This is a genomic window from Brevundimonas vitisensis, from assembly GCF_016656965.1.
In the GTDB taxonomy this organism is placed as follows: Bacteria; Pseudomonadota; Alphaproteobacteria; order Caulobacterales; family Caulobacteraceae; genus Brevundimonas; species Brevundimonas vitisensis.
The window spans coordinates 341,580-356,019 of the sequence record NZ_CP067977.1 but is presented as its reverse complement, the minus strand read 5'-3'; the positions used below and the strand labels follow the sequence as shown (position 1 = coordinate 356,019).

The window sequence follows — 14,440 nt, the reverse complement described above, 5'->3', positions numbered from 1 at the left end:
CTTATCCGTAGATCGGGAAGCGCTGCGTCAAGGCACGGACCTGTCCCGCCACCTCGGCCACCACGGCCGGATCGGCTTCGTCGCCGCCGTTCATCGACGACACGACATCGGCGATCCAGTGGCCGATCTGCTTGAACTCGGCCTCGCCGAACCCGCGCGTCGTGCCCGCGGGCGTGCCCAGGCGGACGCCGGAGGTGACAGTGAACGGCGCAGTGTCGAAGGGCACACCGTTCTTGTTGCAGGTCATCAGCGCATGCTCCAGCTGCGCCTCGGTGGCCTTGCCCGTCACATTCTTGGGCCGCAGATCGACCAGCATCAGATGGCTGTCGGTGCCGCCCGAAACGATCTTGAGGCCCCGCTCCTCCAGCACCGCCGCCATGGCGCGGGCATTGGCGACCACCTGGCCGGCATAGGCCTTGAACTCGGGCTTCAGCGCCTCGCCGAACGCCACAGCCTTGGCCGCGATGACATGCTCCAGCGGACCACCCTGCAGGCCGGGGAACACGGCCGAGTTGATCTTCTTGCCCAGGTCCGCGTCGTTGGACAGGATCAGGCCGCCACGCGGTCCCCGCAGCGTCTTGTGGGTGGTCGTCGTCACCACATGGGCGTGCGGCACAGGGTCGGGATAGGCACCGCCCGCCACCAGCCCGGCGTAGTGGGCCATGTCCACCATCAGATAGGCTCCGACGCTGTCGGCAATCTCGCGGAAGCGTTTGAAGTCGATGTGCCGGGAATAGGCGCTGGCCCCCGCCACGATCAGCTTCGGCTTCTCGCGCTCGGCCATCTCGGCCACATGATCATAGTCGATCAGATGGGTGTCTTCGGTCACCTTATAGGTCACGGGCCGGAACCACTTGCCCGACTGATTGGCCGGGCTGCCGTGGGTAAGATGCCCGCCGCACGCCAGATCCATGCCCAGGAAGGTATCGCCCGGCTGCAGCAGGGCGAAAAACACGGCCTGGTTCGCCTGCGCCCCCGAGTGCGGCTGGACGTTGGCAAAGGCTGCGCCGAACAGCTTCTTCGCCCGTTCCCGCGCCAGATCCTCCGTCACGTCGACGAATTCGCAGCCGCCGTAATAGCGACGCCCCGGATACCCTTCGGCATATTTGTTGGTCAGGACCGAGCCCTGGGCATCCAGCACCGCCTTGGAGACGATGTTCTCGGAAGCGATCAGTTCGATCTGCTCCTGCTGACGCGCCAGCTCACCCTGAATGGCACCGAAGACGTCCGGATCGGCATCGGCCAGACCGCGCGAGAAATAGGCATCGTGGATGAAGGCTGCGGTCACGTTGGGCGTCCTGAAGCAGAGCGGGGCAATAGGCCGACTATCTAGGCCGCACGCCAGTTTACCACAACATCTTGTGCCGGGCTGCGGCCATCAGCCCGTCGCCAGCATCCGCCTCAGCTTGGCCACGGCCAGTCGCTCGACGGCCTTGGGTTCATGAACCGGCCCGATCGCCACCGCCTCGCGGCCCGTGGCGACATGCACTGCGGTGCACTTCACATAGGTCCCCTGTCGGATCGATTCGACGATGACCTCGCCGAGAGGGAAATCCGCGCTCACGCGGCGACCGGCATCCGGGCGACGTTGCAGTGGGTCCACAAGGCGTCCATGGCGCGAACCAGATCGTCCATCATCGCGTCGGTGTGATTGGGCGAAGGCGTAAAGCGCAGGCGCTCGGTCCCCTTGGGCACGGTCGGATAGTTGATCGGCTGCACATAGACGCCGTGGTCTTCCAGCAGCATGTCCGAGATCATCTTGCAGTGAACCGGATTGCCGACATGGACCGGCACGATGTGGCTTTCGCTGGCCATGACGGGAATACCCGCCGCCGCGAAACGGTCTTTCAGGGTCTGGGCGCGCTCCTGATGGGCGACACGCAGTTCCGGATGCGCTTTCAGATGCCGAACCGAGGCCAGAGCTCCGGCCGTCAGGGCCGGCGGCAGCGAGGTCGTGAAGATGAAGCCAGAGGCCCAACTGCGCACCGCATCAACCACCACGGCATCGCCAGCGATATAGCCGCCCATGACGCCGATGGCCTTGCCGAGCGTGCATTCGATGATGTCGATGCCGTCCAGCACGCCATCCCGCTCGGCCACGCCCGCCCCCGTCGGGCCGTACAGGCCAACCGCATGGACTTCGTCCAGATAGGTCATCGCCCCATATTTGCGCGCCAGGGCGATCGTGCCGGCCAGGTCGGCGATGTCGCCGTCCATCGAATAGACGCTCTCGAACGCGATCAGCTTGGGCGCATCGGCCGGTGCCGCCGCCAGCAGGCTTTCCAGGTGGGTCAGGTCATTGTGCAGGAAGACATGCCGCTCGCAGCCGCCATTGCGGATGCCCGCGATCATTGAGGCGTGGTTCAGGCTGTCCGAGAAAATGATCAGGCCGGGCAGGATGCGCTGAAGCGTCGTCAACGTCGCCTCATTGGCCACATAGCCCGAGGTCATCAGCAGGGCCGCTTCCTTCTGGTGCCAGGACGCCAGCTCGGCTTCCAGATCCACCGCAGACCGTGTCGTGCCGCTGATGTTGCGCGTGCCGCCAGCACCGGCACCCGAGTCGTCGATCGCGTCCTGCATGGCCTTCAGCACGTCCGGATGCTGGCCCATGCCGAGATAGTCGTTGGAGCACCAGACGATGACGTCCTGCTCGCTGCCATCCTCGCGGCGGCGGACCGCATGCGGAAACTGTCCACGCACCCGCTTCAGATCGGCGAAGACACGATACCGGCCTTCTCCCTTGACCTGTTCCACGGCGCTTTGAAAGGCGGCCTTATAGTCGAACACGACTTTGCTTCTTTCGCTTATCCTGTTGAGCCGTTATGTGCGCCGCCAAGCCCCGAAAGTCCACACACGCCGAGGGGCAAAATGGTCGCAAGACCTTCATTGATAACGGTTCTCAATACGCCGCGGGCCGCAGTCCTGACCCGTTCGGATTACCCCTTCTGCAGTTGGTCCAACTGTCCGCGGAGCATCTGAAGGATTCCTGAAAAATCCTTGCCGCCGTAACCTAGTCGGTCAAACAGTTGGAACAGGGCCTCGGACTGCGCACCCAGCGGGGTCGAGGCTCCCGACTTGGCCGCCGCATCCTGCGCCAGCTTCAGGTCCTTCAGCATCATCGCCGTGGCAAACCCGCCGTCATAGTTGCGGTTGGACGGCGCGGTCGGCACCGGTCCCGGCCAGGGGTAATAGGTCGACACGCTCCAGCTCTGACCCGACGACTTCGAGGCGATGTCAAAGAACTTCACCGGATCCAGGCCCAGCTTCTCGGCCAGGGCGATCGCCTCGCACGTGCCCAGCATGGTGATGCCCAGGATCATGTTGTTGCAGATCTTGGCCGCCTGGCCCGCGCCGTGGTCCCCGGCGCGGAAGGTGGCCCGGCTCATCGGCTCCAGCGCCGCCTCGATGCGTTCAAAGTCCGCTTCGTCGCAGCCGACCATGAAGGCCAGAGTCCCAGCGTCCGCCGCCATGGTCCCGCCCGACACCGGCGCGTCGGCAAAGACATAGCCTGCCTCACGCGCCAGGCTGGCCACCTTGCGCGCCGTGTCCACGTCGATCGTCGAACAGTCCAGCAGCAGGGCGCTGGACGGTGCCGCCCCGATGATCTGCTCGGAATAGACCTTCAACACATGTTGCCCGGCGGGCAGCATGGTGATGACTACCTCGGCATCACGTACGGCCTCGGTGACCGAGGCCACCGGTCGGCAGCCCGCCGCCCCTGCCCGCTCCAGCGCCGCCGCAGACAGGTCGAACGCCGCCACAGCCTGGCCCGCCTTGGCCTGGTTCGCGGCCATGCCGCCGCCCATGTTCCCCAGGCCGATGAAGGCGATCTTGCGCGACATGCTGTCTTCTCCCGATGTGATTTCGGGCAGGGTTAGCCGCTCGCCCCGCAGGACGCCAGCGTCGCCGCTCAGCCCGGCTTGCGGAACCGATAGACGAACTGGTCGGTGCGCCCGCGAATGGCGTCGTCGAAGACATTGATCGTGCGGTCGTCGTCCGGATTGGCGACGGCGTTCGATTCGCCGTCAAACACGAAGCCCGCCGCCTCGACCTCGGCCCTCAGAAAGGCCCCCTCGATCCGGTGCAGGGTCTGCACCTCAGTATTGGTCGTGCCGGGCCGTCCTGCATGGTCGATCACGACGAACAGCCCGCCGGGCTTCAGCGCCGCGAACACCGCCCGGTTCATCGCCGCCACATCCACGCCAAAGCCCGGAATGTGGAAGTCGTGATACTCCTGGCTCATGAATACCACGTCCAGCGGCTGGTCGAAGGCCATGGTGTCGAGATCGCCATTGAACCGCACCACATTGGGATAGGCCGCGGCCAGGGCATCGGCAGGCGCGTTCTCGCGCGCCATGGTCCGGTTGGGCACAAAGGCATAGACCTTGCCGGTATCCCCTACCGTCCGCGCGAACAGCCGCGTGAAATAGCCCGCGCCCGGCCGGATATCCGCCACCCGGTCACCCGGCCCGATATCGGCAAAGGCCAGCATGGCTGCCGGGGCCCGCAGCGGGTCACGCGCGACTTCTTCCGCAGGCCTCAGCGGATCGGCAATGGCGGCGGCATAGAGGCCGTCGTGCGAGACACGGCTGTGCGTCACCGTAACGTCCTCGCGGTCCACCACCACCATCAGGCATCCGGACAGCGCGACCGCACAGGCGGCGGTCAGACAAAGCGATCTCAACACAGGCAAACCCTCCCACGACATGGGTCAAGCTACGCCTGCGTTCGGTCCCGGATGCAAGAGGGGCTTCAGGCCAGGGGCGTCCATTCCTGATCGTCCGGCAGGGGCGCGAACAGGGCGTCCAGGTCCGCCTCGCTGACCCCGGCCAGATCGGCAGGCGACCACTGAGGGGCATTGTCCTTGTCGATCACCACGGCCCGCACGCCTTCCTGGAAGTCATGCGTCCGCACGACCCGGCCGCCCAGCCGGTACTCCATGGCCATGTTCTCGGCGAAATCGGTCAGGTCGCGCCCGGTCCGCAGTTGCCTCAGCGACACCTTCAGCGACTGCGGCGACTTGGTCTTCAGAACGGCCAGCTGCGCCAGGGCCCAGTCCGAGCCGTCGGCGGCGAGGGCCTCGAAGATGGCCTCGACCGTGTCGTGGGCGAACAGCCGGTCGATGGCGGCCAGATGCGGCTCGATCGGCGCCTCACCGTGGTCGGCCTCCAGTCCCTCGGCCACATCGGCCGGATAGGCCGGATCGGTGGCCAGGATCGCCCGGAACGCCTCCAGCGCGTCGCTGGGCAGATAGTGGGTGTGGATGCCCAGGAACACCGTGTCCGCCGCCTTCAGCCGCGCCCCGGTCAGGGCCAGCCAAGTGCCCACCTCGCCCGGCAGACGCGGCAGGAACCAGCCACCCCCTACATCGGGAAACAGGCCGATCCCTGTCTCGGGCATGGCATAGGTGGTCCGTTCGGTGGCGATGCGAACGGCGCAAGGCTCGGAAATCCCCACGCCCCCGCCCATAACGATCCCGTCCACCAGGGCCGTCACCGGCTTGGGATAGTCGAACAGCAGGTGATTCAACCGATATTCGGCATGGAAGAAGGCCTTGGCATCCGAGGCGTCGCCCGCCCCGCTTTCGGCGATCATCCGAATGTCACCGCCCGCACAGAATCCGCGTTCGCCTGCATGGTCGATCAGCACCGACTGAACCGCCGGATCGTCACGCCACGACAGCAGCGCCGCCGTCATCGCCTCGCACATGCCCAGGTTCAGCGCGTGCAGCGCCTTGGGCCGGTTCAAGGTGATGTGGCCGATGCCGGCAGCGACGCGGGTGAGGACTTCGGGTTCGGTCATGACGGCCTGATAGAGCCGGGGACCACGACGGTCCAGACGATCATGGGATCGGTGTCACCGACATGTCGTAGGGAATGAAGAGCGACAGGTCTAAGGGCCCCGACTGCCGCCAGGTGACACGGTTCGACATTCCCTCGACCTGAACCGCGTAACCGGCACCGAAAATCCCGCTCGTCGCTCGGGCATCGGCTGCGATCGCGGCAAGGATGGCGGGCCGGTACTGAGCAGGGTTGATAATCGACAGTTCCCAGTCGCCACTGATGTCCACGATTGATCGCCCAACCGGATTCAGATCGTCGACGAAGGCCTCGATGCGCGCCGTCGCTGTATCCAGCGTGTCGTCGGTCCGAATCGGAGTCTTGATGATCAGGGTCGCCACGCTTGTATCCGAGCGCCCCGAATCGACACCCAGGCTCAGCGTAGCCACCATGTCTTCGGTCAGGGGAACAAGCGCGCCATCGTCCTCAATGCTCAGGTCGATGTCGGCACGGCCCGCCGCCCCCCGCGCCATGGCCCGCAGCGTCTGGATCAGTTCGGTCCGACGCGACCCGGCGTCGCGCGTATCGTTCACGACGCGTACGACAACAATCAGATTGTCTGCCCGCCGCGCGACCTGGATCACCGGGACATCGTCCGGGTCCCATTCAATGGCACGAGAGCCCGTCACGACGATCTCTTCGATCGCGTCCTGTGCCAAGGCTGGTGTCGACGCGGCTGCAACAAGAACGGCTAGCCAGACCAGAAACTTCATCGTTGCCCCCTCTTTGAACCGCAGGTCATCACGAAATTCCGGCTTTGTCAGCGGCGACCGGCGCTACTGCCGCATCATCTCGCGCGCCGTGATCATCCGCATGATCTCATTGGTGCCTTCCAGGATGCGGTGCACCCGCAGATCGCGCACGATCCGCTCCAGCGGATAATCCTTCAGATAGCCGTATCCGCCGTGCAGCTGCAGCGCTTCGTCGGCGATCTGGAAACAGGCGTCGGTGGCCATCCGCTTGGCCATGGCGCACCATTTCGTCTTCTCGGGATGACCCGTGTCGATGGCCCAGGCTCCGCGCAGAACCATCAGCCGCGCCGCCTCCAGTGACGTGGCCATGTCGGCCAGCTTGAACTGGGTATTCTGAAACTCGTTCAACGCCTTGCCGAACTGTTTTCGCGTCGCGACATAGACCTGTGCCGTTTCCAGCGCCAACCGCGCCCCGCCCAGCGAGCAGGCCGCGATGTTCAGCCGCCCGCCGTCCAGCCCCATCATGGCATAGCGGAAACCGTCGCCTTCCTTCCCCAGCAGATTGGCCACCGGCACGCGGCAGTCGTCGAACTGGACGATCGCCGTCGGCTGGCTGTTCCAGCCCATCTTCTTCTCCTGGGCCCCGAAGCTCAGGCCAGGCGTGTCCTTTTCGATGACGAAGGCCGAGATTCCCTTGGGCCCCGCCTCCCCGGTCCGCGCCATGACCACATAGACGTCCGAGGTCCCGGCCCCGGAGATGAAGGCCTTGGAGCCGTTCAGCACATAATGGTCGCCATCCAGCCGCGCGGTCGTCCGCATCGCCGCCGCATCGGACCCCGACCCCGGTTCCGTCAGGCAATAGCTGGCGATCAGCTCCATCGTCGCCAGCCGCGGCACATACCGGCGCCTCAGATCGTCCGACCCGAAGCCGTCGATCATCCAGGTCGCCATATTGTGGATGCTGATGAAGGCGGCGGTCGACACGTCGCCGCGCGACAATTCTTCAAAGATCAGCGCCGCCTCGACCCGGCCCAGGGCCATCCCGCCATGCTCTTCGCCCGCATAGATGGCGGCAAAGCCCGTCTCGGCCGCCCGGCGCATCACATCGACGGGGAAATGCTTGGTCTCGTCCCATTCGGCGCTGTGCGGGGCCAGCTCGGCATCCGAAAACGCCCGCGCCGCATCCTGAATGGCACGCTGGTCTTCGGTCAGGGCGAAATCCATGGGTCGTTCCTCACGCTGCTATGGCCCCTCTCTATGCCGTCTCGCGTCTGGCGAGAAGGTGGGGGGCAGCGCGACGCCATGTCTCCTTCCCTCAACGATGGGGCAGGCGACCGCATAATGTTGGAAGGGCTCTTTGCGTCGCACACACCCGTGCGAACACGACCTCAGCCGTCAGCGCCGCGCATCCGCCCAGGCGATCAGCGCCTTGCGCGGCCAGACCATCAGCCATGACCGGGCGGTGTACTGCCCGCTGTCGATGAGGGCCTTGCGGGTCGGCGACGCTGTTGCCGCGCGCTGGGTGTGGATCTCGCCCGGCCCCTGATGAACCATGAAGGCCCCGCCGTTCAGCGGATTGAGACGCAGATGGGCCAGCCGGGGACTGATCTCGGTCAAGGGAGGATCATAAAACCAGCTGGACCCGATCATGCCCATCAGGTCGGGGCGTGTGCGGCAGATCTCCGCCGCCGTGGCCCAGGCCCGGTTCCAGCCTTCCTCGTTGAAGTCGTCAAGGTGGCGGCTCTCGGTATGCACCTCCAGCCAGGTGCCGCGTCCGCCTGCCTTCAGATATCCCAGCACGGGCGTGAAGCCCCAGCCGCCCAGGACGTGACGCACCACCTGCCCCGGCCCCATGGGCGATGACAGGTCGATCACCTGGCTGCGTGCGCCCGGCACGCTCAGCGCCAGCGCGAACCGCACGTCCTTGGCCCAGAAGTCGGCGTCATAGGGCCCGCTGGCCTGCGAAAGAAAGCTGGCCAGCTTCTCCAGCCAGAAGGGATACAGCGACATCACCGCATCCGGCATAGCGGCTGCGGCAGCGCGATCCACCGTGGACAGGGCCCAGGTCGCGATCAGGCCGCGTCGCGCATCGTCGCTGGCCTTGGCCCCCAAGGCCTCGTCCACCCGCGCTGCGGGCAGCGAGAAATCCCAGTGCGCGGCCGCCTGCGTCGCCAGCATGGCGGCGGGCTCGGCGACCGCATCAACGACCGCCCGATCCGCTTCGGACAGGCCCGCCAGAACGGCATGAAACACGGCATTGGGGGAGCTGATCTGCATATCCATGATCGCCAGACTGCCACGTCGGGGTTGGTGAACCTTTAAATCCACCGCGAAAAGTGCGGGCCTTGATGACGGCGTCTGCCGGCCGCGCTAAACCCGCGCCATATCAAAACCAGACCCAGGAACCGCCGCATGTCCGCCAACGCCCGCCTGACCGAACTGGGCATCAGCCTGCCTGAACCCGCCAAGGCCGTGGCCAACTATGTCCCCTATGTCCGGACTGGCAACCTGGTCCACATCTCGGGCCAGCTGTCGAACGATGCCTCCGGCGGGATCAAGGGCACGGTCGGTCAGGACGTCACCCCGGAACAGGCCCAGGCCGCCGCCCGCCTGTGCGGCATCAACCTGCTGGCTCAGATCAGTGCGGCCGTCGAGGGTGACCTGGACCGCGTCGTGCGTGTCGTCAAACTGGGCGGCTTCGTTCAGGCCGCGGGGGACTTCACCGCCATTCCCGCCGTCATCAACGGTTGCTCCGACCTGATGGTCGAGGTGTTCGGCGACGCCGGTCGCCACGCCCGATCGGCCGTCGGCGTCTATCGTCTGCCCCTCGGTTTTGCGGTCGAGGTGGACGCCGTCGTAGAGGTGCGGTGACCCTCACCGTCCAGGTCCACGAGAGCATTGCCGACATCGGTCGGACGGACTGGGACGCCTGCGCCCTGCCGACCGGAGATCCGTTCGTCAGCTACGACTTCCTGCATGCGTGCGAAGCTTCAGGCAGCGCAGTCCCACGTCAGGGCTGGGCCGGGCGGCACCTGTCCCTGCGCAACGAAACGGGCGCCGTGCAGGGGGTCATGCCCCTCTGGCTCAAGGGCCACAGCCAGGGGGAATACGTCTTCGATCACGCCTGGGCCGACGCCTATGAGCGTGCGGGCGGACGCTATTTCCCCAAGCTTCTGGGTGCCGTCCCCTTCACCCCGGCCACAGGGCCGCGGTTCCTGGCCCATCCTGACGGCGACCCAGAGACGAGCCGCGAGAGCCTGATCCAGGGGGCCCTGACCCTGGCCGAACAGACCGGCGTCTCGTCCCTGCACGTCAACTTCCCGACCCAGCCCGAATGGCTGGCGATGCGCCAGGCCGGCATGTTGCCCCGCCAGGACATGCAGTTCATCTGGCGCAACCGCGGCTATTCTACCTTCGACGACTTTCTCGCGGCCCTGTCATCCAACCGGCGCAAGACGATCCGCCGCGAACGCCGCGACGCCCAATCCGGACTGGACATCCGGGTCCTGACCGGCCGGGACCTGACAGAGGCTCATTGGGACGCCTTCTTTGCCTTCTATATGGACACCGGGTCCCGCAAATGGGGTCGGCCCTATCTCACGCGGCACTTTTTCAGCCTGGTCGGAGAGACGATGGCCGACCGGATCGCCCTGGTCATGGCCTTCCGCGAAGACCGGCCGATCGCCGGGGCCCTGAACTTCATCGGACGCGACGCCCTCTACGGTCGTCAGTGGGGAGCGCTGGAAGAGGTGCCCTTCCTGCATTTCGAGCTCTGCTATTACCAAGCCATCGACTTCGCCATCGCCAGAGGCCTGTCACGCGTCGAGGCCGGGGCCCAGGGCGAGCACAAGATTGCGCGCGGCTATCTGCCCTCCCCGGTCTATTCGGCGCACTGGATCGCCGACCCGGCCCTGCGGCGTCCGGTGGCCCAGTATCTCGATCGCGAGCGGCCGGCCGTAGAGGCAGAAATTTCGGGTCTGACGCGCGAGCTTACGCCGTACCGCGAGACGTGACGCCGCAGGGCGGAACTCAAGGCGTGGTCGTGCGCTGTGACGGCAAGCCTCCCCGGCCCCTCCCATCAAAGGACATATCCATGACCGATCAACGTATCGAAGGCACCGCTACCGAAATGGGCGGAAAGGTTCAGAACGGCCTCGGCCGCCTGACCGGCGACAGCAAGCTTCAATTCGACGGCAAGCTGAACGAGGTGAAGGGCAAGGCGACGGAAGCCTATGGCCGCGTCATCGACGGTCTGGACGGACTGGTCGCCAAGGCCCCGGCCCAATATCAGGACACGGCACGCAAGGGCATCGACTTTGCCCGCCGCAAGCCCCTGCTGACCACTGGCATTGTGGCCGGTCTGGCCGTCATCCTGTCGGGCCTCGGTCGTCGTCGCTGATTGACGCCAACGCCGCATAAAAGAAAGGCCCGGGCATCGCTGCCCGGGCCTTTTTTACATCAGGATCGGCCTGACCTAGGCGGCCGCATCCTCATCGGCCGACTCCTTGGCGGCGGCCCCCGAAGCGCTCGTCACGTCGAAGGCAATCTTGCCATCCTTCAGCTCGACCTTCACATGCCCGCCGCGCGTCAGACGCCCGAACAGGATGTCGTCGGCCAGCGGCTTCTTGATGTGCTCCTGGATGACGCGGGCCAGCGGCCGTGCACCGTAAAGCTCGTCGAAGCCATTCTTGGCCAGCCAGTCGGTGGCTTCGTCGGTCAAGGCGATGGTGATGTTTCGGTCCGCCAACTGGGCTTCCAGCTGGAGCACGAACTTGGTCACCACCTGGCGGATGGTCTCCTGGCCCAGCGGCTTGAAGGCGACGATGGCATCAAGGCGGTTCCTGAACTCCGGCGCGAACAGCCGCTGAATGGCCTTGTCGTCCTCGCCTTCCACCTTGCCGCGTCCGAAACCGATCGAAGCCCGGGCATTATCGGCGGCACCCGCATTGGTCGTCATGATCAGAACGACGTTGCGGAAGTCGACCTTCTTGCCCACCGCATCGGTCAGCATGCCGTTGTCCATCACCTGAAGCAGGATGTTGTAGACATCGGGGTGCGCCTTCTCGATCTCGTCCAGCAGGACGACAGCGTGCGGATGCTGATCGACGGCGTCCGTCAGCAGCCCGCCCTGATCATGGCCGACATAGCCGGGAGGCGCGCCGATCAGGCGGCTGACCGTGTGCCGCTCCATATACTCGCTCATGTCGAACCGGAGCATCTCGATGCCCAGGGTCGCCGCCAGCTGTTTGGCGACCTCGGTCTTGCCGACGCCGGTCGGGCCGCTGAACAGGAAGCTGCCGATCGGCTTTTGCGGATCGCGCAGACCGGCACGGGCCAGCTTCATCGCCGCAGCCACCTCGGTGATGGCCGCGTCCTGGCCGAAGACCGTGCGCTCCAGGTCGGTCTGCAGACCCTTCAGCGCCTCGGTGTCGGATTTGGAGACCGACTTGGCCGGAATGCGCGCCATCTTGGCGATGACGGCTTCGACCTCCTTCTGGCCGATGACCTTCTTGCGCTTGGATTCAGGCAGCAGCATCTGGGACGCCCCCGCCTCGTCGATCACATCGATCGCCTTGTCCGGCAGTTTGCGGTCGGTCATGTAGCGGGCCGACAGTTCCACCGCCGTCCGAATAGCGGCGTCTGTATAGCGCAGCTTGTGGTGGCCCTCGTAGGAGCTCTTCAGCCCCTTCAGGATCTTCACCGTATCCTCGACCGTCGGCTCATTGACGTCGATCTTCTGGAAGCGGCGGACCAGGGCGCGGTCCTTCTCGAAATGCTGGCGATACTCCTTGTAGGTCGTCGATCCCATGCAGCGCAGAGAGCCGGAAGCCAGGGCCGGCTTCAGCAGGTTGGAGGCATCCATCGCGCCTCCGCTGGTGGCACCAGCGCCGATCACGGTGTGGATCTCGTCGATGAACAGGATCGCGTTCTCGTGGTTCTCCAGTTCCTTGACGACCTGCTTCAGCCGCTCTTCGAAGTCGCCGCGATAGCGGGTTCCCGCCAGCAGAGCGCCCATGTCGAGGCTGTAGATGGTCGCGCCTTCCAGCACGGCCGGAACCTCGTGATTGACGATCTTGCGGGCCAAACCTTCGGCAATGGCCGTCTTGCCGACGCCGGGCTCGCCGACCAGCAGCGGATTGTTCTTGCTGCGGCGACACAGGATCTGGATGGAGCGCTCGACCTCGGCCTGGCGGCCGATCAGGGGATCGATCTTTCCGTTGCGCGACTTCTCGTTCAAGTCGACGCAGTAGGCCTCCAGGGCTTCGCCGCCCGATTTGACGGCAGCGGCGTCATCGGCGTCTTCAGGCGACGGATTGCCGCCGCCCTTGACCGGCCGCGTCTCGCTCGACCCCGCCTTCTTGGCGATGCCGTGGGCGATGAAGTTGACGGCGTCGTAGCGCGTCATGTCCTGCTCTTGCAGGAAGTAGGCTGCGTGGCTCTCGCGCTCGCTGAAGATCGCGACCAGCACATTAGCGCCAGTCACCTCTTCGCGGCCGGATGACTGGACATGGATAACCGCGCGCTGAATCACCCGCTGGAAGCCGGCGGTCGGTTTGGCGTCATCGCCATCGGCGGTGGCCAGGGCCGCCAGGTCATTGTCGACATACAGCGTCAGGGCCGTCTTCAGAGCGACCAGCTCGACATTGCAGGCGCGCATCACATTGGCGGCGTCCGGGTCGTCGATCAGGGACAGCAACAGGTGTTCCAGCGTGGCATATTCATGCCGACGCTCGTTCGCGAAATGAACGGCCCGGTGCAGAGTCTCTTCGAGAGGACGTGAAAACGAGGGCATGGGCAGATCCTCTCAGTCTTTTTCCATCGTGCATTGCAGAGGGTGCTGGTGACGGCGCGCCGTCTCGATCACCTGGGCGACCTTGGTTTCGGCCACCTCATAGGTGAAGACGCCGCACACCCCGACGCCATGCTGGTGCACATGCAGCATGATGCGGGTCGCGTCCTCGCGGCTCTTCTGGAAGAACCGCTCCAGCACATAGACGACGAATTCCATCGGCGTGTAGTCGTCGTTCAGGATCAGCACCCGATAGAGCGAGGGCTTCTGAAGTTTCGGCTTGGTCTCGGTGACGGTGGTGGCTCCAAGGCCTCCATCCTGTTGTTCACCTGGCCTTTTTGACGGCGGCATTCGTGGTCCAGTTTCGGGGAAGGAATAGACAGATAGGCAATCATGGCCTGAATTGAAGCGGCGTCTAGTCACAGGTTTGAGCGGACGGCGTTTCTGCCGCAGCAGACGGGGCCATAGACAAAAGAAAAGGGCCCCGCCGTTCCCGGCGAGGCCCCTCGTGTTCAGATTTCGGCTAGCCCTTAGCGAGCGGCCTGGAACTGTTCCACCGAGGCGGTGACGCGCTCGTTGATCGGCTTGAAGCTGTCCTTGACCGAGGAGGTCATGACGTCGGCAACCTTGGTCATCTGGGCCAGATAGGCTTCCATCGCCGACTTGGCATAGTTGGTCTGAAGCTCGACCAGCTCCTGGACCGAACGGGCCTGGGCGATCGACTGGGCGGCGGCGACGCCGTCTTCCCAGGACTTCTTGGCAAAGCCCAGCGACTGCTGCGACAGGGCCTCGGCACCCTTCTGGGCGGCGGTGGCCGACTCGACCAGGGCTTCCAGGTTCTTCTTGCCGTGGGCATTCAGCTCGGTCATCGAGGCGACCGACTTGTCGATGCTTTCACGGAAGGCCTGCTGGCCGGCGGCCTGGAACTTCTCGGCCTGAGCCTGGGTCTTGGCGGTCGCAGTTTCGACGGTCTTCTTGACGGTTTCGGTGGCGCTGTCGGCCATGGTCGCATCTCCTGAACAGCTCGCGGCTTCCCCCGCGATGAAATTTGGTCCCGCCACGGTTTGGTCCGTCGCGACGGTGCACATATGGTGCAAGTGCGAAATGACGTCAAGCAC

Annotated in this window: 15 protein-coding genes; 3 read left to right on the top strand and 12 right to left on the bottom strand. The window is 65.1% G+C overall.

Annotation, left to right across the window (positions count from 1 at the left end; genetic code table 11):
• Position 1: 1 nt before the first annotated feature.
• From glyA to JIP62_RS01670, 9 genes are all read right to left on the bottom strand, one after another.
• Positions 2 to 1,273 carry a serine hydroxymethyltransferase gene (glyA, locus tag JIP62_RS01710; RefSeq protein WP_201104474.1) on the bottom strand — a complete coding sequence of 424 codons (1,272 nt, stop codon included), beginning with the start codon at positions 1,271 to 1,273 and terminating at the stop codon, positions 2 to 4.
• 105 nt (positions 1,274 to 1,378) lie between these two features.
• Entirely contained in the window at positions 1,379 to 1,564 is a 186-nt protein-coding gene (locus tag JIP62_RS01705) for a DUF6898 family protein (RefSeq protein WP_201103241.1), read from the bottom strand.
• Complete coding sequence (gene hemA / locus JIP62_RS01700) at positions 1,561 to 2,787, bottom strand: 5-aminolevulinate synthase (RefSeq protein WP_201103240.1); 1,227 nt, start codon at positions 2,785 to 2,787, stop codon at positions 1,561 to 1,563. Before hemA ends, JIP62_RS01705 begins: the two co-directional genes overlap by 4 nt.
• Before the next feature lie 149 nt (positions 2,788 to 2,936).
• Positions 2,937 to 3,842: a 3-hydroxyisobutyrate dehydrogenase gene (mmsB, locus tag JIP62_RS01695; RefSeq protein WP_201103239.1), complete on the bottom strand. Its 906-nt coding sequence runs from the start codon at positions 3,840 to 3,842 to the stop codon at positions 2,937 to 2,939.
• 68 nt (positions 3,843 to 3,910) lie between these two features.
• Positions 3,911 to 4,687 carry a class I SAM-dependent methyltransferase gene (locus JIP62_RS01690; RefSeq protein ID WP_230974819.1) on the bottom strand — a complete coding sequence of 259 codons (777 nt, stop codon included), beginning with the start codon at positions 4,685 to 4,687 and terminating at the stop codon, positions 3,911 to 3,913.
• A gap of 65 nt (positions 4,688 to 4,752) precedes the next feature.
• Positions 4,753 to 5,802, bottom strand: a complete 1,050-nt coding sequence (locus tag JIP62_RS01685; protein WP_201103237.1) for an enoyl-CoA hydratase/isomerase family protein — start codon at positions 5,800 to 5,802, stop codon at positions 4,753 to 4,755.
• A gap of 40 nt (positions 5,803 to 5,842) precedes the next feature.
• Positions 5,843 to 6,553, bottom strand: a complete 711-nt coding sequence (locus JIP62_RS01680) for a hypothetical protein (protein WP_201103236.1) — start codon at positions 6,551 to 6,553, stop codon at positions 5,843 to 5,845.
• A gap of 63 nt (positions 6,554 to 6,616) precedes the next feature.
• Complete coding sequence (locus JIP62_RS01675) at positions 6,617 to 7,756, bottom strand: isobutyryl-CoA dehydrogenase (protein WP_201103235.1); 1,140 nt, start codon at positions 7,754 to 7,756, stop codon at positions 6,617 to 6,619.
• Positions 7,757 to 7,927: 171 nt separating this feature from the next.
• Entirely contained in the window at positions 7,928 to 8,809 is an 882-nt protein-coding gene (locus JIP62_RS01670) for a hypothetical protein (protein ID WP_230974818.1), read from the bottom strand.
• A gap of 135 nt (positions 8,810 to 8,944) precedes the next feature.
• Between JIP62_RS01670 and JIP62_RS01665 the strand changes: the two genes are divergently transcribed.
• From JIP62_RS01665 to JIP62_RS01655, 3 genes are all read left to right on the top strand, one after another.
• Entirely contained in the window at positions 8,945 to 9,403 is a 459-nt protein-coding gene (locus JIP62_RS01665) for a RidA family protein (protein ID WP_201103233.1), read from the top strand.
• Complete coding sequence (locus JIP62_RS01660; RefSeq protein WP_201103232.1) at positions 9,400 to 10,545, top strand: GNAT family N-acetyltransferase; 1,146 nt, start codon at positions 9,400 to 9,402, stop codon at positions 10,543 to 10,545. Before JIP62_RS01665 ends, JIP62_RS01660 begins: the two co-directional genes overlap by 4 nt.
• Before the next feature lie 80 nt (positions 10,546 to 10,625).
• Positions 10,626 to 10,931, top strand: a complete 306-nt coding sequence (locus JIP62_RS01655; RefSeq protein ID WP_201103231.1) for a CsbD family protein — start codon at positions 10,626 to 10,628, stop codon at positions 10,929 to 10,931.
• Positions 10,932 to 11,006: 75 nt separating this feature from the next.
• On the opposite strand, the gene clpA is transcribed toward JIP62_RS01655, so the two are convergent.
• The 3 genes from clpA to JIP62_RS01640 form a co-directional block, all read right to left on the bottom strand.
• A complete protein-coding gene (clpA, locus tag JIP62_RS01650) occupies positions 11,007 to 13,325 on the bottom strand; it encodes an ATP-dependent Clp protease ATP-binding subunit ClpA (RefSeq protein ID WP_201103230.1) in 2,319 nt (772 codons plus the stop codon).
• 12 nt (positions 13,326 to 13,337) lie between these two features.
• Positions 13,338 to 13,673 (bottom strand): ATP-dependent Clp protease adapter ClpS, encoded by a 336-nt coding sequence (clpS, locus tag JIP62_RS01645; RefSeq protein WP_201103229.1) that lies wholly within the window; start codon positions 13,671 to 13,673, stop codon positions 13,338 to 13,340.
• Between the two features lie 179 nt (positions 13,674 to 13,852).
• Positions 13,853 to 14,326, bottom strand: coding sequence for a phasin family protein (locus JIP62_RS01640; protein ID WP_201103228.1), 474 nt, complete (start codon positions 14,324 to 14,326; stop codon positions 13,853 to 13,855).
• Positions 14,327 to 14,440: the final 114 nt, after the last annotated feature.

What these genes read in the sequence shown, in the direction of transcription:
- mmsB (WP_201103239.1), bottom strand. Translation starts at nt 3,842, where the DNA reads ATGTCGCGCAAGATCGCCTTCATCGGCCTGGGGAACATGGGCGGCGGC.
- JIP62_RS01685 (WP_201103237.1), bottom strand. Translation starts at nt 5,802, where the DNA reads ATGACCGAACCCGAAGTCCTCACCCGCGTCGCTGCCGGCATCGGCCAC.
- JIP62_RS01680 (WP_201103236.1), bottom strand. Translation starts at nt 6,553, where the DNA reads ATGAAGTTTCTGGTCTGGCTAGCCGTTCTTGTTGCAGCCGCGTCGACA.
- JIP62_RS01675 (WP_201103235.1), bottom strand. Translation starts at nt 7,756, where the DNA reads ATGGATTTCGCCCTGACCGAAGACCAGCGTGCCATTCAGGATGCGGCG.
- JIP62_RS01670 (WP_230974818.1), bottom strand. Translation starts at nt 8,809, where the DNA reads ATGCAGATCAGCTCCCCCAATGCCGTGTTTCATGCCGTTCTGGCGGGC.
- JIP62_RS01665 (WP_201103233.1), top strand. Translation starts at nt 8,945, where the DNA reads ATGTCCGCCAACGCCCGCCTGACCGAACTGGGCATCAGCCTGCCTGAA.
- JIP62_RS01655 (WP_201103231.1), top strand. Translation starts at nt 10,626, where the DNA reads ATGACCGATCAACGTATCGAAGGCACCGCTACCGAAATGGGCGGAAAG.
- clpA (WP_201103230.1), bottom strand. Translation starts at nt 13,325, where the DNA reads ATGCCCTCGTTTTCACGTCCTCTCGAAGAGACTCTGCACCGGGCCGTT.
- clpS (WP_201103229.1), bottom strand. Translation starts at nt 13,673, where the DNA reads ATGCCGCCGTCAAAAAGGCCAGGTGAACAACAGGATGGAGGCCTTGGA.
- JIP62_RS01640 (WP_201103228.1), bottom strand. Translation starts at nt 14,326, where the DNA reads ATGGCCGACAGCGCCACCGAAACCGTCAAGAAGACCGTCGAAACTGCG.